The sequence below is a fragment of the Desulfuromusa ferrireducens genome, from assembly GCF_055389805.1.
The window spans coordinates 1,140,643-1,160,995 of the sequence record NZ_AP042415.1 but is presented as its reverse complement, the minus strand read 5'-3'; the positions used below and the strand labels follow the sequence as shown (position 1 = coordinate 1,160,995).

General features: G+C 53.7%; 16 protein-coding genes, 1 tRNA gene, 1 pseudogene and 2 riboswitches. Of the genes and pseudogenes, 13 read left to right on the top strand and 5 right to left on the bottom strand.

The features are described 5' to 3' along the window. Positions 1-71: 71 nt before the first annotated feature. The 4 genes from ACZ5PT_RS05275 to ACZ5PT_RS05260 form a co-directional block, all read right to left on the bottom strand. The gene (locus ACZ5PT_RS05275) at positions 72-392 is read right to left on the bottom strand and encodes a c-type cytochrome (RefSeq protein WP_464265760.1); all 321 of its coding nucleotides are present in this window, start codon (positions 390-392) and stop codon (positions 72-74) included. A gap of 115 nt (positions 393-507) precedes the next feature. Next, positions 508-1,122 (bottom strand): TorD/DmsD family molecular chaperone, encoded by a 615-nt coding sequence (locus ACZ5PT_RS05270; RefSeq protein ID WP_464265759.1) that lies wholly within the window; start codon positions 1,120-1,122, stop codon positions 508-510. Between the two features lie 507 nt (positions 1,123-1,629). Next, on the bottom strand, positions 1,630-3,591 hold the full coding sequence (locus tag ACZ5PT_RS05265; protein ID WP_464265758.1) for a sensor histidine kinase: 1,962 nt from the start codon (positions 3,589-3,591) through the stop codon (positions 1,630-1,632). After that, a complete protein-coding gene (locus ACZ5PT_RS05260) occupies positions 3,588-4,955 on the bottom strand; it encodes a sigma-54-dependent transcriptional regulator (RefSeq protein WP_464265757.1) in 1,368 nt (455 codons plus the stop codon). The genes ACZ5PT_RS05265 and ACZ5PT_RS05260 overlap by 4 nt, the downstream gene beginning before the upstream one ends. 426 nt (positions 4,956-5,381) lie before the next feature. On the opposite strand from ACZ5PT_RS05260, the gene fdnG reads away from it, so the two are divergent. From fdnG to ACZ5PT_RS05195, 13 genes and pseudogenes are all read left to right on the top strand, one after another. After that, positions 5,382-8,387, top strand: coding sequence for a formate dehydrogenase-N subunit alpha (fdnG, locus tag ACZ5PT_RS05255; RefSeq protein WP_464265756.1), 3,006 nt, complete (start codon positions 5,382-5,384; stop codon positions 8,385-8,387). Further along, a complete protein-coding gene (locus ACZ5PT_RS05250) occupies positions 8,384-9,220 on the top strand; it encodes a 4Fe-4S dicluster domain-containing protein (protein WP_464265755.1) in 837 nt (278 codons plus the stop codon). The genes fdnG and ACZ5PT_RS05250 overlap by 4 nt, the downstream gene beginning before the upstream one ends. A gap of 2 nt (positions 9,221-9,222) precedes the next feature. Next, positions 9,223-10,458 (top strand): NrfD/PsrC family molybdoenzyme membrane anchor subunit, encoded by a 1,236-nt coding sequence (gene nrfD / locus ACZ5PT_RS05245; RefSeq protein WP_464265754.1) that lies wholly within the window; start codon positions 9,223-9,225, stop codon positions 10,456-10,458. A 149-nt stretch (positions 10,459-10,607) separates the two neighbouring features. Continuing rightward, complete coding sequence (gene fdhD / locus ACZ5PT_RS05240) at positions 10,608-12,026, top strand: formate dehydrogenase accessory sulfurtransferase FdhD (protein ID WP_464265753.1); 1,419 nt, start codon at positions 10,608-10,610, stop codon at positions 12,024-12,026. Positions 12,027-12,030: 4 nt separating this feature from the next. Then, positions 12,031-12,149: riboswitch (molybdenum cofactor riboswitch) on the top strand. Between the two features lie 77 nt (positions 12,150-12,226). Next, the gene (locus ACZ5PT_RS05235) at positions 12,227-12,937 is read left to right on the top strand and encodes an ATP-binding cassette domain-containing protein (protein ID WP_464265752.1); all 711 of its coding nucleotides are present in this window, start codon (positions 12,227-12,229) and stop codon (positions 12,935-12,937) included. A 42-nt stretch (positions 12,938-12,979) separates the two neighbouring features. Then, positions 12,980-13,100: riboswitch (molybdenum cofactor riboswitch) on the top strand. Between the two features lie 70 nt (positions 13,101-13,170). Continuing rightward, on the top strand, positions 13,171-13,971 hold the full coding sequence (locus tag ACZ5PT_RS05230) for an ABC transporter substrate-binding protein (RefSeq protein ID WP_464265751.1): 801 nt from the start codon (positions 13,171-13,173) through the stop codon (positions 13,969-13,971). Between the two features lie 9 nt (positions 13,972-13,980). Beyond that, a complete protein-coding gene (locus ACZ5PT_RS05225) occupies positions 13,981-14,667 on the top strand; it encodes an ABC transporter permease (RefSeq protein ID WP_464265750.1) in 687 nt (228 codons plus the stop codon). Positions 14,668-14,695: 28 nt separating this feature from the next. Beyond that, the gene (locus tag ACZ5PT_RS05220) at positions 14,696-15,913 is read left to right on the top strand and encodes a molybdopterin molybdotransferase MoeA (RefSeq protein ID WP_464265749.1); all 1,218 of its coding nucleotides are present in this window, start codon (positions 14,696-14,698) and stop codon (positions 15,911-15,913) included. A 1-nt stretch (position 15,914) separates the two neighbouring features. Further along, positions 15,915-16,433: a molybdopterin-guanine dinucleotide biosynthesis protein B gene (gene mobB, locus ACZ5PT_RS05215; protein ID WP_464265748.1), complete on the top strand. Its 519-nt coding sequence runs from the start codon at positions 15,915-15,917 to the stop codon at positions 16,431-16,433. Between the two features lie 23 nt (positions 16,434-16,456). Then, positions 16,457-16,552, top strand: a tRNA-Sec gene (locus ACZ5PT_RS05210). 53 nt (positions 16,553-16,605) lie between these two features. Continuing rightward, positions 16,606-16,815 (top strand): annotated as a pseudogene (locus ACZ5PT_RS05205) (DUF6538 domain-containing protein); the annotation flags it as partial. Between the two features lie 18 nt (positions 16,816-16,833). After that, entirely contained in the window at positions 16,834-18,444 is a 1,611-nt protein-coding gene (locus tag ACZ5PT_RS05200) for a hypothetical protein (protein WP_464266780.1), read from the top strand. Positions 18,445-18,635: 191 nt separating this feature from the next. Beyond that, positions 18,636-19,655 (top strand): IS110 family RNA-guided transposase, encoded by a 1,020-nt coding sequence (locus ACZ5PT_RS05195; protein WP_464263625.1) that lies wholly within the window; start codon positions 18,636-18,638, stop codon positions 19,653-19,655. Between the two features lie 399 nt (positions 19,656-20,054). Here ACZ5PT_RS05195 and ACZ5PT_RS05190 read toward each other — a convergent pair whose 3' ends face one another. Then, positions 20,055-20,345: a hypothetical protein gene (locus ACZ5PT_RS05190; RefSeq protein WP_464265747.1), complete on the bottom strand. Its 291-nt coding sequence runs from the start codon at positions 20,343-20,345 to the stop codon at positions 20,055-20,057. Positions 20,346-20,353 lie beyond the last annotated feature (8 nt).

Below are 20,353 nucleotides of genomic sequence, written 5' to 3'. Positions count from 1 at the left end.
GATGTGTTTCTATGAATTAAGTCCCCGGTGAATCTTTCTGCTCATCACCGAGGACCTACGAGATTTAGTGCTTAGCCGCAGGTTTCCGGCTGGTCAGAATCGACAGCATGGTCAAACAGGAACTGGTTGATGTCGAGCAGGTCCTGCTCGCTGAAACCATCCCATTTGCCTTCTGGGTGCTTGTTTTTACTAAAGAATTTGTCCCACTGGCTCATCGTTTTTGACAGCGGAGTGACGACACCACCCTCAGCGCCATCGGTGTGGCAGGTTTTGCAATTTTTCTTGTAAAGGTATTTACCTTTGCGGGAATTACCGTCTTCTACCGCCATGACTGTGGATGCACAGAAGGTGATGAGCAACAGGGTGATTGTGATCTGCTTGAGGGTTTTCATTGTTTCTTCTCCTTTGTGAGTTTTGTTCGGCCTTTTGCAAGACCGGCTATTTACTTTGTATGACCTGGCCAGTTTGGCTGGTCACCAGGTTGGTCTGACTAAGAGCAACATGTTCTTAGTCTGGTTGCTTCGCTTGGTTTAGCTCTAGGGCGCTAAAACGATTGAGCGCATCGGCGGCCCAGGTGTAGAGAGGATGACCATCATCGCTCTTTTTAATCCGCTTACAGAAGATCGTTAGCCAGGGGTGCAACAGTTCCTGGCCAAAGGTGACCTGTTTCTGACGCAGGTTGGACGCGGCAAGTTCCTCCTGCCGGTCTTCTGCGGCCTCTTCTTCCGCAGCCAGGTAGTAGAGGAATTCCAGTTCTGTTGGCAGAAAATCGGCTGGCTCGTCGCTGCCGTCCATGTTGAGCCCTTCGCCCTGGTAGTATTCGGCGACCCGTAAGCAGCTTGCGCCCATCAGTTGGCCTTCGGCTTCTAGGTAGATCGATCCGTACGGTGGAGCAGGAGCGCCACCGAGGCGATTGATAAACAGACCGGTGTAGGCAACTTCCAGGTCGGTTAACGAGATATCTTTGTTCAACTCAGGGGTGATCGGTAGTTCCAGGAGTGTCGAGAGTTCGTCGAGGCACGGTGACAGGTTTTCCAGTAACTCCTGTTCGGGGTAATTGAACAGGGCTGCCAGGATCTGGTAGCAGTTTTTTCTGTCTGTGCTGTTCAGGACTTGATTCACCAGCAGAACCTTTCTTTGGCGATCGATATTTTGTTTAGTTGAATTACTAATACGTTTTCACCATAAATTATTCACTAATGTTAATTAGGCCTGGTGCCCACTATCTCGCAATTATTGTGAATATCACCCTCGTAAATTGATTGCAAGACATTTAATGCAATATTTCGAATAAATATCTATATGAGAGGACGCATTCTTTAGTTTGTTGCCGCCAATAGTGATGCAACTAGCTGGAATAGCAATTGCTTTTGTTTGTCTGCCATTGTGCTGAAAATCACGCTATTGTTGACTTTTTGACTGGATAAGTCGACATCATGGAGAGTTTTAGCTTCGTTTCTTGGGGTGTAATTTTTTTGCCGATAGTTCGGTATGTTGTGTTTTAATTCCTAATTAATGCGTGCTAGTGCCGGTGTGTTTTGAGGGGCGTAAAAAGTCGCAACAGGAACAAAGCGCTCTTTATTTTTGAGTTGTCAGGGTCGGATTGAGTCTTTGCTGTCGTAGGGAAAATTAACAGGGCAGTGAAACCTTAAACGTGGCTCCTGGTGATCGATCAGCCAGCAACTCCAGTGCTCCCGCGTGAGACTGGATTATTCCATAGGAGATGGAAAGTCCCAAGCCGGTTCCCTGGCGTTTGGTGGTGAAAAAAGGATTGAAAATTTTCCCCTGAACGGCTTGAGGGATTCCTGGTCCATTGTCACTGATGGTCACCGTGACCAAGGTTGTCTCAGCGGTGGTTGACAACCTGAGGGTCCCGGAGCCGTCCATCGCCTGCAGGGCGTTGAGGATAATGTTAGTAAAGACCTGCCTTAGGCGCTCCTGGTCGCCGGGGATCGCGGGCAGTTCGGCAAAGTCGCGGATCAGCTCGACCTGATCAAGCGGTTGCTGATGACTGATCTGACTGAGGATGTCATCGAGCAGCAGGTTGATTTTAACCTGTTCAGGGCTGAGGTCCTGGCGTCCGGCAAAACTCAGCAGGTTCTGGGTGATCAGCGAGACCCGTTCCACCTGTTTCATGATTTCGCGCGTTTCTTCCCGTTCTGCGGCATCTTCGGGAAGACTCATCTGCAGGATTTCAACGTTACCGCGAATAATCGCCGCCGGATTGTTGATCTCATGGGCGACCCCTGCTGCCAGTGAGCCGATAGCGGCCAGTTTTTCGCTGCGCAGCAATTGTTCCTGAGTTTTGATCAGCTGCAGGCTCTTTTCTTCGAGTTGCTCGGTCCGTTCGGCAACCTTTTCTTCAAGTTGGCGATTTAACTTTTGCAGATCTTCATCGCTCTTTTTAAGAGCGTCGGCCATCTCGGCAAAAGCCTTGGTGAGGTGGCCGATTTCATCCTGCCCGGCACTTGGTAACGTCACTTCCCGTTCGCCATTGGCTATTTTTCCCGCTGAACTGGCCAGTTCCAGCACCGGGCGCGAAATTCTGCGGGCCAGCATTGCGGCCAGCAAGCTACCGAGCAGGCAGCCGAGAACCAACAGCCCGAAGAGGAGCAAAAAAGAACGGATTTTTAAGGCCGTCAATGGTTTTTCCAGCATGCCGACGTAAAGAGCGCCAACGGTGCTGGCGTTGTCATCAAAAATCGGTTCATAGGCTGTCAGATACCATTCGTTGACGACCAGCGCGCGTGCTAGCCAGGCTTCCTCGCGCTGCAGGACCGCTTCGGCGACCTCGCGGGAAACGGCGGTACCGAGGGCGCGTTGTCCATTTTTCAGACGTACAGTGGTGGCGATCCGTAATTTGTCGAGAAAAATGGTCGCGCTGCCGACGTTGATTCCTTCAAAACTGTCCTGCCCGTAAATCAATTCACTGATTCGATCGATCAGCGGCAGGTTGTTGTTGAGCATGACCCCGCCGTAGAGGTAGCCGATCGGTGTTCCTTGCTGGTCATGCAGACGGGTTGCTGCGATGAGAAACATCCCCCGCCGCTCCAGCGGAATGTTTGGCTGCTCCGGGCTGTGAATCCAGGCTTGCTCTGCCAGCTCGGGACGTTCCTGGCGTAATTCATATTCACTGAGCAGGACTGTTCCGCTGTAGTGCTCTTTTCCCCGCGCGCTCTGGATAAAAGAAAGTGCGGTGATCGGCAACTGGTCGGACGCTCGAACGGTGATCAGTGGCTTGCCTTGTAGATCGGTCAGGTTGAGGATATCGAGTTGTTCGCGCAGCCGGATCTCGGCAAGGGCAGCAGTGAGTACGCGGTGGTCGGAATCGGTGACGGCTTTGGACAGGGGCGCCGACTGTGCGGTGAAGCGGACCAGTTCGCGGACCCTTTGTTGCTCCTGGTTGAGAACCGCGTGGGCGGTATTGAGGTCATTGCGGATCTGTTTCTGGGTCTGGTTAACGATCGAAGCGTTGATCAGGTAGGACGCTGCAAGGGCAACCAGCAGCAGGATGACAATCAGTGGAGTCACCGCCGCCAGAGTCAGTTTGCCGCGGATCGAACGGTAGCTGAAGCGTTGCGGAGCAATCATTGGTCGAGCAGCTCGGCTTGGTTGAGATCAAATTCCTTAATTTTACGATCAATGGTTTTACGGGTCACGCCGAGCAGTTGTGCTGCGCGGCTTTTATTCCACTTGGTCTGGCGCAGGGCGCGGATCACTTGCAGTCGTTCCGAGTCACGCAGGTTAAGTGGCAGCTTGGCGGACTCGCTTTGCTGGGCAGCATTTAATTTAAACGGTAGCAATTCGGCAGTAATCATCCCTCCGCGGGCCAGAATACTGCAGCGTTCCATAACATTTTCCAGTTCACGTACATTGCCCGGCCAGTGATAACTTTGCAGCGCGAGTAATGCTTCGCCCCCAATCCCTTTGACCTGACGGCGGCTTTTGGCGGCGATCTTCTGCAGAAAATGTTCTGCCAGAGGTTCAATGTCCTCGGGGCGCTCGCGCAACGGCGGCAACTCGACACTGATGACATTGAGCCGATAGTAGAGGTCCTCGCGAAAGCGACCGGCGCTGATTTCCTGCGCCAGGTTCTTGTTGGTCGCGGCGATGAAACGCACGTCAACCTTTCTGATTTTGGTGGCGCCGACCGGAATGAATTCCCCTTCCTGCAGCACCCGCAACAGCTTGGCTTGCAGGGCAGGGCTCAATTCCCCGACTTCATCGAGAAACAGGGTCCCTTGGTCGGTTTCCTCCAGCAGACCCTTTTGCGCCTGGATGGCACCGGTAAAGGCCCCCTTGATGTGGCCGAACAGCTGGCTTTCCAACAGGGTTTCCGAGAAGGCGGCGCAGTTGACCGCCAAAAAGCGATTCTGTTGGCGGGGACTGGCGTAGTGGATAGCTGCGGCAATCAGTTCTTTGCCGGTACCGCTTTCGCCCAAAACCAGGATGCTTGAATCGCTGTCGGCGACCGTCAGGGCCAGTTCGTAGGCCTGTTTGAATTTGTCGCTGCGAAAAATCGGAGTGGCCGGAACCTTCTGCGTTTGCAGTTCTTTTTTCAGCGAGACGTTCTCTGCTCTTAGCTGCTGTTGTTCCAGGGTGTGTTTGACCAGGGCGAACAGTTTTTCCTGCGGGAAGGGTTTGGTCAGATAGTCGTAGGCACCGATCTTCATCGCTTCCACCGCAGAATCGATCGTCCCGTGACCGGTCATGATGATGACCGGCAGCTGTGGTTGCAGGGTTTTCAGCTGCTTCAGCACCTCGATGCCATCCATCTCCGGCATTTTGACGTCAAGCAACAGCAGTTCAGCAGTAGTTTCGGTATCTTTCAGGCTTTTCAGCAGTAACAGCGGACTGGCGAAGGCTTCGGTCTGATAGCCCCAGTTCTGCAGCATTTTAGAGAGATAGCGGCGCATCCCTTCTTCGTCGTCACATATGAGAATTCTGGTGTTCATAAGGCTCTTTTATTTGAGGTTTGCTGCTTATGCGCTGCTCGGTTGTTCGCGGTAGCGCTATTGGCGAGGAAAAGTGTCGAGTTAAAAAGATATGGTACACGCAATATTCAACCCATACAAAGCAACTTCTCTATTTTTCCCGTTAAGCAGCTGAAATTTCGATACTTGGTGTCAGTTATTATTTCGCGTTCCAGAGATTGTGGTCACCCGACCTGGGTCATGGCGACCCAGGTCGGGACAGAATGACCCGAATCCGTCCCCCTGAAAAGCATATCCGTTTCTTCCTTTTTACGATTAGAAACCGAGTTTTACTAAACTTTTCAGCTAATTAGAAAATAACGTAAACGGATTGGTACAACCCTTGCGCAAAGGAGAAGCGGCTTTCTGCCCATCTGATGGCAAAATTATTAGCAAGGAGAGAATAGAATGACAGTTTCGAGACGGAATTTTCTCAAAGGTGGCGGTCTGGCGGCCGGCACCGTCGCCTTAACCGGAAAACCGGTGCAGGCCAGTGTTGATTCGCCGGTAATGCGCACCAAAGGGTTGCAGTCGAGCACCACCATCTGTCCTTATTGTGCGGTCGGTTGCGGCATGATCGTGCACACCAAAGATGGCAAGGTGGTTAACATTGAGGGCGATCCGGAACATCCGATCAACCAGGGCTCGCTCTGCTCCAAAGGCAGCGCCCTGTTTCAGGTGGCCAACAACGAACGTCGCCTGACCACCGTCAAATATCGGGCGCCGAAGAGTGACAAGTGGGAAGATAAATCCTGGGACTGGGCAATGGAGCGGATTGCCAAGAATATGAAGGAGACCCGCGATCGCAACTTTGTTAAAGAAGAGAAGATCAACGGCGAAATGTTCACCGTCAATCGCAACGAAGGCTTTGCGATGATCGGTGCCGCTGCCCTGGATAACGAAGAGTGCTACCTGCTCGGAAAGTTTGCCCGCGCCATGGGGGTGGGTTATTTAGAACACCAAGCCCGAATATGACACTCTGCAACGGTTGCCGGTCTGGCAGCCTCGTTCGGTCGCGGAGCAATGACTAACCATTGGATTGATATCCAGCATGCCGATGTCATCATGTGTATCGGTTCGAACCCAGCAGAGAACCACCCGATTTCCTTTAAATACGTGGAAAAGGCGATGGATGACGGCGCCAAGCTGATCTCCGTCGATCCGCGCTACACCAGAACTTCATCCAAGGCGGATACCTACGCCCAGCTGCGTCCCGGTACCGATATCGCCTTTATCGGCGGCATGATCAACTATGCGCTGAACAATAACGAAATCCACAAAGAGTACGTGGTGAACTACACCAACGCCGCCTTTCTGGTCAGCGAAGATTTCGATTTCAACGACGGCCTGTTCACCGGCTACGACGGCGAAAACTTCAGCTACGACAAAGAGAGCTGGGCCTACCAGGTCGGCACCGACGGTCTACCGATGCGTGACGACAGCCTGGAAAATCCCCGCTCCGTCTATCAGTTGATGAAGCAGCACTACTCCCGTTACACCCCGGAGAAGGTCTGTGAGATCACCGGCACCGCCATTCAGGATTACATGGAAGTGGTGCGCACCTTCTGCGCCACCAGCAAGGTCGGCAAGGTCGCGACCATCATGTACGCCATGGGCACCACCCAGCACACCCACGGCACCCAGAATGTCCGTTCTTACGCCATGCTACAACTGTTGCTCGGCAACATCGGCCTGGCCGGTGGCGGTATCAACGCGCTGCGCGGCGAGTCGAACGTGCAGGGCTCGACCGATTACGCGATCCTCTACCACATCCTGCCTGGCTACCTGAAGGTTCCGACCTACGACAACAAAGACCTGTCGACCTACAACGCCAAGTGGACGCCGAAGACCAACGACAAGCAGAGCGCCAACTGGTGGGCTAACACACCGAAGTACATGACCAGTCTGCTCAAGGCTTATTGGGGAGATGCCGCAACCGAGCAGAACGATTTCTGTTACGACTACCTGCCGAAACGCAGCGGCAACTACTCCTTCATCAAACTGATGGAGCGTTTGCAGGGCGGTGGTTTCGAAGGCCTGGTCTGTATGGGCACCAATCCGATCGTCGGTGGCCCGGATGCCGGTTCCATCGCTAACGGTCTGGATAGCCTCAAGTGGATGGTTGCCGCCGATCTCTGGGAAACCGAGACCTCGGTCTTCTGGCGGCGCCCCGGCGTCGATCCGAAAACTATCGATACCGAGGTGTTCCTGCTGCCGGCCGCTTCGTCGGTGGAAAAGGAAGGCTCCATTTCCAACTCCGGGCGCTGGGCACAGTGGCGCTACAAAGCGGTCAACCCTCCCGGCCACGCCGAGAGTGATGCCTTTATCGTCGATCAGTGGGTCAAGAACCTCAAAGCCCTCTACAAAAAAGACGGCGTCTTTCCCGGTCCGATCACCGATCTCGACTGGAACTACGGTGACGGTCACGAGCCGAGCATCGATATGGTCGCCCGTGAGTGTAACGGTCAGTTCACCCGCGATATTGTCATCAAGGGCAAGCAGTACAAAAAAGGACAGCAGGTGCCGAGCTTTGCCTTCTTGCAGGCCGACGGCTCAACCACCAGCGGCAACTGGCTGTACTGTAATTCCTATACCGAAGCCGGCAACCTGATGCAGCGTCGCGGTCTGGAAGACCCCAGCGGCATGGGTTTCTATCACAACTGGTCCTGGTGCTGGCCGGTCAACCGGCGGGTTCTGTATAACCGCGCCTCGGTCGATCTGGACGGCAAGCCGTGGAACCCGAAAAAACCGGTTATCGCCTGGAACAAAGTGACCCGTAAATGGGAAGGCGATGTTCCTGACGGTGGTTGGGTACCGATGAGCGAAGATGGCACCAAGTCGCCGTTTATCATGATCGCCGAAGGCTATGGTCGTTTGTTCGCTGCCGGTCTGGCCGATGGTCCGTTGCCGGAGCACTACGAGCCGATGGAGAGCCCGGTCGCCAACGCCATGACCTCGCAGCAGAGCAATCCTGCGGTGTCGACCCCCGGCAAGATCGATAACACTGGCAAGTACCCCTACATCGGCACCACCTATCGGGTTTCCGAGCACTGGCAAGCCGGGGCCATGACCCGCAACCTGCCATGGTTGGTCGAGCTGGTTCCCGACATGTTTGTCGAGATCGGTGAAGAATTGGCCGAGTGGAAGGGCCTGAAAAATGGCGACATGGTGACGATTTCTTCGGCCCGTGGCGCGATTGAAGCCAAAGCGCTGGTGACTTCGCGGATCAAACCGCTGCGCGTCAGTGGCAAGATGGTTGAGCAGGTTGGCCTGCCGTGGCACTTCGGCTTCAACGGTCTGGCCACCGGTGGTAGCGCTAACATGCTGACCGCCGCGGTTGGCGATGCCAATACCACTATTCCAGAATACAAAGCGTTCCTCTGTAATATCGAGAAAGGAGGCATTAAATCATGAGCAAGAGTAACCTCTCGAAAAACAACGCCTTTCTGATCGATATGACCAAATGTACCGGCTGCCGTGGTTGTCAGGTCGCCTGTAAGCAGTGGAACCAGCTTGAGGCGGAAGAGACGGAGTTCTTCAGCGGCGAGGGCTATCAGAATCCGCCGGCGATGTCGGAATATACGTTTACCCGCATCAAATTCCGCGACTACCAGAAAAACGGCCAGAACGAGTTCGCCTTCTACAAAGAGATGTGCATGCACTGTAACGATCCGGCCTGCGCCTCGGTCTGTCCGGTCGGTGCCTTCGAGAAAACCGCAGAGGGTCCGGTCATCTACAAGGCCGATCGCTGCATCGGCTGCCGTTTCTGCATGATCGCCTGCCCCTTTGGCGTGCCTAAATACGAGTGGAGCAAAGGCCTGCCGCTGGTCAAGAAATGTACCGGTTGCTACAGCCGCCTCAAAGAGGGAATGAAGCCCGCTTGTGCCACCGCCTGCCCGACCGCGATTACTTATGGTCCGCGGGATGAAATGATCAAGATCGCTGAAGAGCGTCTGGCCAAGCATCCGGATAAGTACATCCACAAGGTTTACGGCAAAGAAGAAGCTGGCGGAACTTCGGTCATCTACCTGACCTCGCTGCCCTTCGATGAACTCGGCTTCAAACCGGTCACCCTGCGGGCTCTGCCTGGCTACACCTGGCAGGCGCTGCGGTTGGTTCCAGCGGCCTTTATTACCGTCGGGGGTGGATTATCCGCCCTGTCTTGGGTTACCCATCGTCGCGATCGACTGAAGAACGAGAGAGAAGCCGAGCAGGCCGATAATCCTGCGCCAGAGAAGGAGGATTAACGATGACTGCAGCTAAATATGTTGTCAATGAAGTCAAAGGCTACCACAGCTTTATTAAGTTTCTGATCTTTCTGGTCGTCGTCGCTGCGCTAGCGTCTATGGTGCGCTTTGTTTTTGGCCTGGGTGCGACCACCAACATGAATGACACCTACCCCTGGGGATTGTGGATCTCCTTCGATGTGGTGACGGCGGTGCCGTTGGCCGCTGGGGCTTTCACTTTGGGAGCCATTGTCCATTGTTTCCATATTAAAAAGCTCGAGCCGCTGGTACGCCCGGCGATTGTGACCGGCTTCTTGGGTTACTCGCTGGTCTGTATCGGTCTGATCCTTGACCTTGGGCAACCTCATAAAGGCTGGCACGTCCTGCGTTACTGGAACGTCCATTCACCGATGTTTGAAGTTTCCATGTGCGTTATGGCCTACACCACGGTGCTGTTTCTCGAATTTCTTTCGCCGGTGGCGGAAAAGTTCGGTTGGCACTTGTCTTTGCGGGTGCTGCGTTGGCTGGAAATGCCGCTGGTTATTCTGGCCGCAGCGATCTCGACCCTGCACCAATCGTCGCTCGGTACCTTCTTTCTGATCGCTGTCGACAAGCTGCACAACCTCTGGTACAACCCGCTGCTGCCGTTGCTGTTTTGGATCAGCGCCATCTGTTCCGGTATGTGCATCATCATTATTGAGGCGACCGCTTGTCACAAATGGATGGGACAGGCGAACGAAGGGGTGTTTTTGCAGACCCTGGCGAAGATTCTACCTTGGACGCTCGGCCTGTATCTCGCTGTGCGGGGCTACAGTCTGCTGGCTTTGTCGAATGGCCCCTTTTTCGATCGTCCGGTGCTGACGCTGCTGTTTGTTGTTGAGCTGGTGATTGGATTTATTCTGCCCTTCTTCATGTTTACCCAGAAGTCGGTGCGTAATGATGATCGCCGTCGGGCGATCGCTGCATGTCTGGTGGTTTTTGGTCTGGTGCTGAATCGCTTTAACGTTTCGATGTTCGGAATGATGAATCCAGACCAGATCTATTATCCTTCGATTGTTGAATCGCTGGTGACTATCGGTATCATCGCCGGGCATATCCTGTTCTTCGTCTTGATCGCCAAGTATTTCCCGATCTTTGAACATCACCCGGAAACGGTCGATTACTCGTTGCCCGATTCCTTCCATAAGATTGGTGGAGACGAACAGCAACCAGCAACCGCTAAATTGCCGAAAGGCAAAGCTGTTTCCGGCGTGAATTAAGCGCTCATTGTTGACCTCCTGCGGCGTTGTCGCAGGAGGTTCTTCTCCTGCGCCGGAAAAGCGATTGTCGTGGCGCTGGAGAGACGCTAATCTGTATTTGCTACTAAATCACTCCAAATCTTCGTGATTTGAGTTGAGGTTTGAGATCTATGGAAAAGCCATCTGAACATAAAATTATTCGCCTGACCAAAGGGCGCAGTGAAAGCGCCCGGCGGGCGGTGGTTGAAGAATATCCGCTACGTTTGCGCGTCAATGGCCGCGAACTGGCGACCCTGGTCAGTTCGCCGCACAAACTCAATTTTCTGCTGGCTGGTTTTTTTCGCCTGCAGGGCTTCATCGATTCGCTCGATGATATTCTTTCTCTCGGCGTCTGTGACGATTTCGGCTTGGCCGAAGTGCGTCTGCGGGGCGATCTGCCGGAGCTACTGCAACCGACCCTGACCTCCGGTTGTGGAACCGGTATCGCCTATAATCTGCCCGAGCGTTTGCTCGCTGATTCACGGCAAAAACAGCGCCGCTACAGCAGTGACCGCCTCTTTCAGCTGATGAAAGAGTTGAACGAGCGGACCGAGCAATATCGCAGCCACGGCGGCATCCACTCGGCGGCGATCGGCGATGAAGATGGTCTGCTGCTCTATGCCGAGGATATCGGCCGCCACAATACCCTTGACCGGCTCGCCGGAGAGGCGCTCTTCAAGCAACTCAACTTGCAAGATAAGATGCTGGTGACATCGGGCCGGATTTCTACCGAGATGGTTGCCAAGGCCGCGCGGCTTGGCATCGGCCTGATCGCCTCCCGGACCTCGCCGACCGACAAGGCCATCGAGCTCTGTCAGCAGGCCGGAATTACCTTGGTCGGTTACCTGCGTGGCAGCGGTCTGGAAATTTACAGCCATGCCCAGCAACTGCAGATTTCTGGTGCCGCTAAGCGGATCCCCGGCATCACTGGGGTGATCCTCGCTGGTGGCGAAAGTCGGCGCATGGGCAGCGATAAGTCGTTGCTACCGATTCAGGGCGCGCGCTTCATCGATCATGTTTATAGCCGCATGGCGGCCTTGTTCGATGAGGTGGTGATCGTTACCAATTCGCCGGAACTGTACAGCGAAATCGATTGTCGCAAGGTCCCCGATCTCTACTATGCGCAGGGGGCGCTGGCCGGGGTTCATTCCGGGCTGGCCCACGCCGGCAACGAGCAGATTTTTGTCGTCGGCTGTGATATGCCGTTTATCTCCGCTCGTGTGGTCCGGCATATTTGTGCTCAGGCCAGTCGTGGCGATCTGGTTATTCCGAACAGCAGTGGTGGCCACGAGCCGTTGCATGCCCTCTACGACAAGAGTTGTTTGTCGGCCATGGAGCAGGTGCTGGACGGCGGACAGCGGCGGATCATGCTGTTCTTCGATCAGGTCAAAGTAGTAGAAATTTCCAGCAAAAAGATAAAAGAGCTTGATCCTGGCGAGAAAAGCTTTCAGAATATCAACACGCCGGAGGATTATTTCCGACTGCGTGGTACTCTGGTTAGCAATGAGGAGTTAAGTTCCGTGCCGTTGCTCGAAGGCAACAGCAACTAAAAACTAAATATTGGTTCTCCGAACCGTCCCGCCTTAGAGGGTTTTCCTGATGGCGGTCGGTCGATGGGTGCGGCTGGAAACGGCCGGGCCTCCCGTTTGGAAAGGGGATCCTGAAAAAGGCTACTGGTGCAGCTTATCTGTCTCCTATGGTCTTTTAAGGGCTTCTTCCATGCGGAAGGAGCTTTTTTTGTGGGATCGGCATGATGACGACGCTGCTCGAACTAAACAATATCAGCTTGCAACAAGGGGATTTTTCCCTGCAGGTGCCGAGGCTCAATCTGCAAACAGGACGTCTCTATGTTCTGAAAGGGGAAAACGGCGCTGGGAAAAGTACCCTGCTGCGACTGTTGGCCCTTTTGCAACAGCCACAAAGTGGGCAGCTGAGTTTTGCCGGGCAGCCGGTGTTATGGACCGGGTCCAGTCTGCAACGGCTGCGGCAACAGATCACCCTGCTCGAACAGAATCCGCTGCTGTTTGTCGGCAGTGTTGAGAAGAATCTCGCTTTCGGTTTGAAACTGCGTGGCTTAAAAGGACAGGAGTTACAAAGCCGGATCGATCAGGCGCTGCAGGTTGTCGGCTTGGACGGTTTTCAGCAGCGCTCGGCAGAACAATTATCCGGCGGTGAAACCCGGCGGGTTGCGCTGGCGCGAGCCCTCTGCTTGCGGCCGCAGCTGTTACTGCTCGATGAGTCGACCGCCAATCTCGATGTCGGACAATTGGCTGCTTTGGAGCGTTTCCTGGTCGGTCTCCCACTGCAAGGGATGACGGTGGTGATCGCCAGCCATGATGCGCAACAGCCGCAGCGGCTGGGCGGTGAGATCCTCTCCTTGGCCGATGGTCAGCTGCAGCAAACGCCAGCGGTTCACCCAAACGAGAACTATCAACCCCTGCTGCGGCAGGTGAAGGGATAAGCAAATCGGGCGACCCACTGGGCCGTCTGGAACATGCACAACATGATTGTCATTCTCCGAGCTTTTTTTGCCTGTCGGTATTTGCCGTGGCGCTAAAGCCGTTGGGTTCGGTGGGAAACGACCGGACCTCCCGTATTTGGAAAGGAGACGTACAGTTGCACTAAATGGGTGCGGCTGTTTACGCCTTTCATCTGAAAGGCGTTTTTTGTTTGCAAGATGGAGGATAGAGGAAAATGAAAGTACAGCGTATTTTGGTTCTGCTAAGTTGCCTGTTGGTGCTAGCCGGAAGTGCATTGGCCAGCGAGCATTTGCGTCTCGCGACGACCACCTCAACGGAAAATTCCGGTCTGCTGGCCGAGTTGCTGCCGCCGTTTGAGCAGGCCAACGATTGCAAGGTTGACGTCATTGCCGTCGGCACCGGCAAAGCGATCAAGTTGGGCGAAAACGGCGATGTCGATGTGGTGTTGGTGCATGCGCGCAGCAAGGAAGATAAATTTGTCGCCGCCGGTTTCGGCGTTGATCGCCGCGATGTCATGTACAATGACTTCATCATCATCGGCCCGGCCAGTGACCCCGCAGGGATTAAAGGCAGTAAAGACGCGACCGCCGCTATGGCCAAGATTGCTGCCACCGGTAGTACCTTTGTCTCGCGTGGCGACGATTCCGGCACCCACTCGCGCGAAAAGCAGTTGTGGAAAAAGGCTGCTGTTGCACCGGCTGGAGACTGGTACCTGGAAGCTGGCCGCGGCATGGGCGAGGTAATCGTCATGGCTGGCGAGCGTCAGGGTTATACCTTGACCGACCGCGGCACCTACTTGGCATTCAAAACCAAGACCGAGCTGCGAATTGCCGTCGAAGGAGATAACGGCCTGTTTAACCCTTATGGCGTGATCATGGTAAATCCGGCCAAACACGACCATGTAAAGGTCGAGCACGCGAAAAAATTCCTCGACTATCTGGTTTCTCCTCCAGCCCGGGCCCTGATCACCAGTTTCCGTAAAGGTGGCGAGCAACTTTTTTACGTTGCCGAGTAAGGAAACTCTTTGGGCTTTTTAGGTGAATCCCTGCTTGCAGCCGTTGAGCTGATCATCAGTTTCGATCGGGATGTCCAGATGACCGTCTGGACATCCCTGTACACCTCCAGTTGCGCCATCCTGATGGCCGCGCTGGTTGGGGTGCCGATCGGTCTCTGGCTGGGGATCAGCCGGTTTCGCGGCCGGCGGTTGATGATCACCCTGCTGAATACCTTGATGGCTCTGCCGACTGTAGTGGTTGGCCTGCTACTGTTCGGTTTGTTCAGTCGACAGGGGCCACTCGGGGATCTCGGATTGCTGTTTACACCGCTGGCGATGATTGCCGGGCAAACGGTGTTGGCCACACCAATCGTTGCCAACCTGGTGTTGGCGGCAGTCAGCGGGTCCGACGAGCGGATTATCAACACTGCCCTGACCCTCGGCGCCTCCCGTTTGCAGGCGGCGGTGCAACTGCTGCGCGAGATTCGTTTCGGCGTGATGGCGGCGGTGATCGCTGGTTTCGGCCGCGTGATTGCCGAAGTCGGCGTGGCGATGATGCTCGGTGGCAATATCCGCGGCACCACCCGCACCATGACGACTGCCATTGCCCTGGAAACAAGTAAGGGGGAGTTTGCTTTTGGACTGGCTCTCGGATTGGTGTTGATGGGGGTGGCGCTGCTGGTTAATTTGGGATTAAATCTGCTTCAGCAACGCTAAAAATAAAGTTTAACGATGAGGAGAAAAGATGCCGATTTCATTTTATCAGGCGCGCCAGCAGATTATTGATGCTGTCGAACCGTTGGCGATAGAAAAAGTTTCCTTGCTCGACGCTGCCGGTCGGGCGGTCGCCGAGGATGTCATTGCCAACCAACCGTTACCGTTGTTCGATAATTCAGCGATGGATGGCTACGCGGTGCGTGCTGAGGATTGTTCCACCGGAGCGATCCTGCCGTTAGTCGGCTATCTGCCTGCCGGAGGCCGGTTGAATTGCACGGTCAAGGCGCAGACGGCGGTCAAGATCATGACCGGGGCGCCGATTCCGCAAGGTGCCGATGCGATTGTGCCCTTTGAGGAGACCGTTGAAGCCCCTGGTCAGGTGACTATTCTCGGGCCGGTCAAAAAGGGCGAGCATATCCGCTGGCAGGGCGAAGATATCAAACCGGGAGATCGGGTTATCGAGGCCGGAACCGTGTTGCGACCCGCCGAAATCAGCCTGCTCGCCTCTTTCGGCATGTCGATGGTCAAGGTGCGCCGTCGGGTCCGAGTGGCGATCCTTTCCACCGGCGATGAGCTGCAGGAACTGGATGAACTGCGTTTCGAAGGAGGCGTTATCAATAGCAACTCCTGGGCCCTGGCGGCGGCGATCCGCGAGATTGGCGCCGAACCGTTGATGCTCGGCATCGCCCGCGACAACCTGGAGAGTTTGCGGGAAAAGCTCAGTGATGGATTGCAGGCCGACGTGTTGATTACTTCGGCTGGAGTGTCCGCCGGTGATCGTGATTACGTCCGCGAGGTCCTCGAAGAACTGGGCGTAAAGCAACTGTTCTGGAAAATCAACATCAAGCCAGGTAAACCGACCGCGTTCGGCATGCAGGGTAAAACTCCTGTTTTTTCCCTGCCCGGCAATCCGGTTTCAACGATGATTACTTTTGAAGAGTTTGTCCGTCCGGCCTTGCTAAAGATGATGGGTCACCGCACCCTGCTCAAGCCGCTGTTCAAAGCCAAACTCCAGGAACCGGTGAAAAAGAAGTATGACCGTCTCCAGTTGATGCGGGTGGCGGTTGAGTTGAATGAACAGGGAGAAATGGTCATCGTCAGCGCTGGGGATCAGAATACCGGTATCCTGCGCACCATGATCTACGCTCAGGGGATTGCTCTTTTGGCTCCCGACAGAGATTATTACGCAGCAGGGGATAAACTGGATGTGCACCTGCTTGGGGCGTCCACGGCGTTGGGGTATTAGTATGGACAGAAAACAGCCACCGGCTATCTCATTTATCGCCCGTTCCGGGACCGGTAAAACCACCCTGCTGACCACCGTGATCAGCGAGCTCAAAGCACGCGGTTACAAGGTTGGGGCGATCAAGCACGACGCACATAAGTTCGAGATTGATCATCCCGGTAAAGACAGCCACCGCTTTACCGAGGCTGGAGCGGACAGCATGCTGATCTGCTCGTCAAGCAAGTTGGCGCTGGTTAAGCAGCATCAGCAATCACCGGAAATAGAGGAGTTGATCGGCGATTATTTTCCCGATGTCGATCTGGTTCTGGTCGAAGGTTTCAAACAGAGTGGCTTGCCGAAGATCGAGCTCTATCGTCAGGCGCATGGTGAAGGGCTGATTACGCGGGGGGAACGACAGGATCCCACCCTGGTGGCGGTAGCGACCGATACCGAGCTGCAGGTTGACGTGCCGCAACTTGATCTGAACAATCCCTCGGCCGTGGCCGATTTTGTTGTTGAAAAGCTGGGTTTGAAAAGTTAAAACTGTGACATTCAAAAAGTTACGGAGGTAGTTAGCGGTCTGGTGACGCTCACGGTCTTCAAAACCGATGTGGGGAGTATCCCTTCCCGGGTGAGTTCGATTCTCATCTACCTCCGCCAAATACATATAAGTAGCTGAAATTATTCGGGCTGACAACCAGGACTCTGGTGCTATGACACGCGTTGTAACACACTGGAGGCCTCCTATGGGGTGCAGCTACTTAACTAAAAGAGGTCAGCAGTATTACTTTCGTATGAGAGTGCCTGCTGACCTTTTTTCTTTTTTGCAGCAGAAATTCATTACCGTATCGCTTCGGACTCGAAACTACAAACAGGCAAAGCGCCGGCTGCGGGTACTTGTTTATAAGACCGAAGAACTATTTACCACGATCAGGATGGATATGCTAAGTGACGAACAGATCGCACAGTTAGTGCAACGCTATAAAGACAGGGTGCTTGCTGGCTATGAACGGCAGCGTGAGCACGGAAGCGACATGTGCCAGGCTGCCATGTCCGGGGATATTCGCTCCCTCAATCAGGGGCAAGATGACCTGCTGTTGTACCGGCAGTTTGCCGAAGACCGTACTGAAGAAGATTACGCTGCCCTCCTCGAACACTATCAGGCCGGCATCAAGGCGCGCAAAGAATTGCGGCGCTATGGCCATTTCGATGACATCACTCGTATTTCGGCCTATTCTCTGGCTGAACAAAGCGGGCAGGATATCGACCTTCCTCCCAAGGACTACCTGAATCCTAACGAAGAAGCATACAACAAAGATCCTCCGACCGACTTTTACCGCCTTGTCCAGGCAATGGTGCGGACCGAGATTGATATTCTCGAAATAGAGGTCGAGCGCCTGCGCTGCAATGATACTGAGTATGACCGGGAACTGCGCCGTAAAATGGATCGACCCAACAAATTGCTGTCAGAGGTTTGTGCACTGATCGAGGCCGAACAAGCGCAGAACAATAAGAAGACCTCCCTGATCAAGGTGCAGCAAAACCATAAGGCGCTGCTCCGGGTGCTGGTTGACAAACCGATCCGCGATTACGATGAACAGGAAATCCTCAAGGCCGGTGAGATCATCCGTAAATGGCCGAAGGGGGCTTCTTCAAGAAGAGACCTTGACCACATGTCGGCGGAAGCGATCGTCAACCGTACCGATTTGGGCGAGCCGATCAAGATGAATTCCATCAAGTACCGCCTAACCGGGTTAAACAGCATTTTCAAAAAAGCTGCAAAAAAAGGCTGGATCGATCGAAACCCCTGCCCTACTTGGAAGTTTAAGGTCAGCCAGGAGGTCAACGAAGAGGGGGAACTGGAAAGTCAGGATCGTTATCTGCCTTGGAGTATTGACGAGATCTTACGCTTACTCCAGACGTCCTATTTTACCAAGGCGAAGCACTGTTATAAGAACGCCGAAAACTACTGGTTGCCGATTATTGCCATACTTTCTGGCTGCCGACAGAGTGAACTGTGTCAGTTGTATTGCGATGATATTCGGTATGACGACAAGGCTGATTGCTGGTTCTTCCGGATTGTCATCGATGGGGAACGCCGGCAGGGGGGCAAGACTGAAGGGTCGGTACGGAGGGTGCCTGTGCATCAAACTCTGATCGAGTTAGGGCTTTTGAACTACCGCGAATTTATTGCCCAGGGACACGACAGACTGTTCCCGAACCTGACCTACTATGCCACGGTGGATAATTGGTCGAACGGGTTCTCCAAACGGTTTGGGAAACACATCAAACGGGTGATGGAGTGGGACGACCCCGAACAGGCCAAAGTCTTTCATGGTTTCCGCTCGTCATTTATCAACACACTACGTGACCGTAATGGCGTCCTTATGGAGCAGTCGCAGTACCTGACCGGTCACGCTCCACAACTTAAAATGCCCGCTCTGTATGCCGGTCGACCAAAGATTGCGCTGATGAATGATTACATCCAACGGCTGGATTATGGTATCGATTTTGTTGAGTTACTTGGTCGATGGGAACCGCAGGGCAAGTAAATGCATATTATGATTGAATGCGGCCACCGATTATTATGTGAAACCCGCCACCCCAATTTAAAGAGGTGGCGGATAATCAAAATACTCACTACTTTTGATGAAATGGTCTCCCCCGCTACCGAAATCGGCATCTATGCGCCATGATGGAGAGTAAGAAGCTAACCATCAACGTTGAGCGAGAGGAGACCGTAATGAATATTACCACTGTCGGCTTGGACTTGGCAAAAAGCGTCTTTCATGTTGTCTGTTTCAATGAGCGCAATAAGGAAGTCAAGAAACGTATGCTTCGACGTAATCATGTCCTTCAATTCTTTGCTCAATTACCACCATGTCGTGTCGGTATGGAAGCCTGCGCAACATCACACTACTGGGGTCGGGAATTGCGTGCCATTGGTCATGATGTGAAGTTGGTACCACCCCAGTACGTGAAGCCTTTAGTGCAAGGAAACAAGAACGACTACAACGATGCGCGGGCCATTGCCGAGGCACTTGACAGACCCAGAATTGCGTTCGTCGCTGTTAAAACAGTGGAAGAACATGACATGCAAGCCATCCATCGGATGCGCTCCCAGTGCTTGAGGGATCGCACCGCCTTGAGTAACTCAACACGGGGCTTGCTCGGAGAGTACGGTATCAGCTTCTCGAAAGGATTGACCGTTTTACGCAAAAAGATTCCGGAACTACTGGAAGATGCCGACAACGTGTTGAGCTTTCGGTTCCGCAACCTCCTGGCGCGACGCTATGAGCAGCTCGTCGAGCTTGACGAGCATATTGCGTTTTACACGAAGGAACTGGAGTTATTAAGTCAGCAGGATGATGCCTGCCAGAGATTACAAACAATCCCGGGCTTCGGTCCGATTGTTGCGAGTGCCTTTCGCAGTACGATTGGTGATGGGCGTGCCTATGTTCGCGGTCGACATGCAGCGGCATCCCTTGGCCTGGTTCCACGTCAGCACAGCAGTGGCGGCAAAAATGTTCTTTTGGGGATTAGCAAACGCGGGGATAAATACCTTCGCATGCAATTGATCCATGGCGCTCGTACCGTCGTCCTTCGAGCAGCCAATAGAGATGATCCCTTGAGTCGATGGATCAATCGCATCCGAGAACAAAGAGGGTGGAACAAAGCAGTTGTTGCGTTGGCGAACAAAATGGCGCGGATCGGTTGGGCTATTCTGAAGTACAACACATGTTATGAGCCGAACATAGCGTAACCATCGCATCGATCAAGCATTAACGAAGCGAGGAAAGGAGAACTCCCACCAGAAATTGCGAAGACCCTGTGATCAGTAATGACAAAACAGGTCAGACCGGCGCATTGAAAACCTGAGCGTCTCAACGGTTATTAAAAACCGAACTTTTGATAAGGACGATGCGCGCGTAAATCATTAAGGCCCGGCGGCGTAAAGCCGCTAAAAAGAGGCCGAATATATGGTAGCAACCTTGTCACTGTCATTCATCACAAAGTCCTTGCATGCAGGGGGGAGACCATATATGAGACAGGACTTTTCAACGGCCCGAGCTAAGCGGCTGCCCGAACACTTTCAATTGAGTAGAAACCTTCTACCGACCCACTACAGCATCAGGCAGTCCGCTTCAGTGGTTGGTTAGGATCATCTACGTTTAATGGAAGCATTGATATAGTTGCACCATTCTGGACTATTACGATCTGGGATGTTCGGATTGCCCCGGATGCCGAGTTTGAACTCTATAACAGACTTCCATTCCCCGGAGCCAACATCTGGTCCGTGACCCATACCATCCCCAGAAGGGATAGCCGACTCCACAGAACGATACCAAGAATCAGTACATAATTCAGTTGTTTCGGTTTGAATAGGCTGACTCTGACAAGCAGGCAGAATGCACAATAAAGAACAGAGATAAAAAGACAGCAATCTATTCATGGGCTATT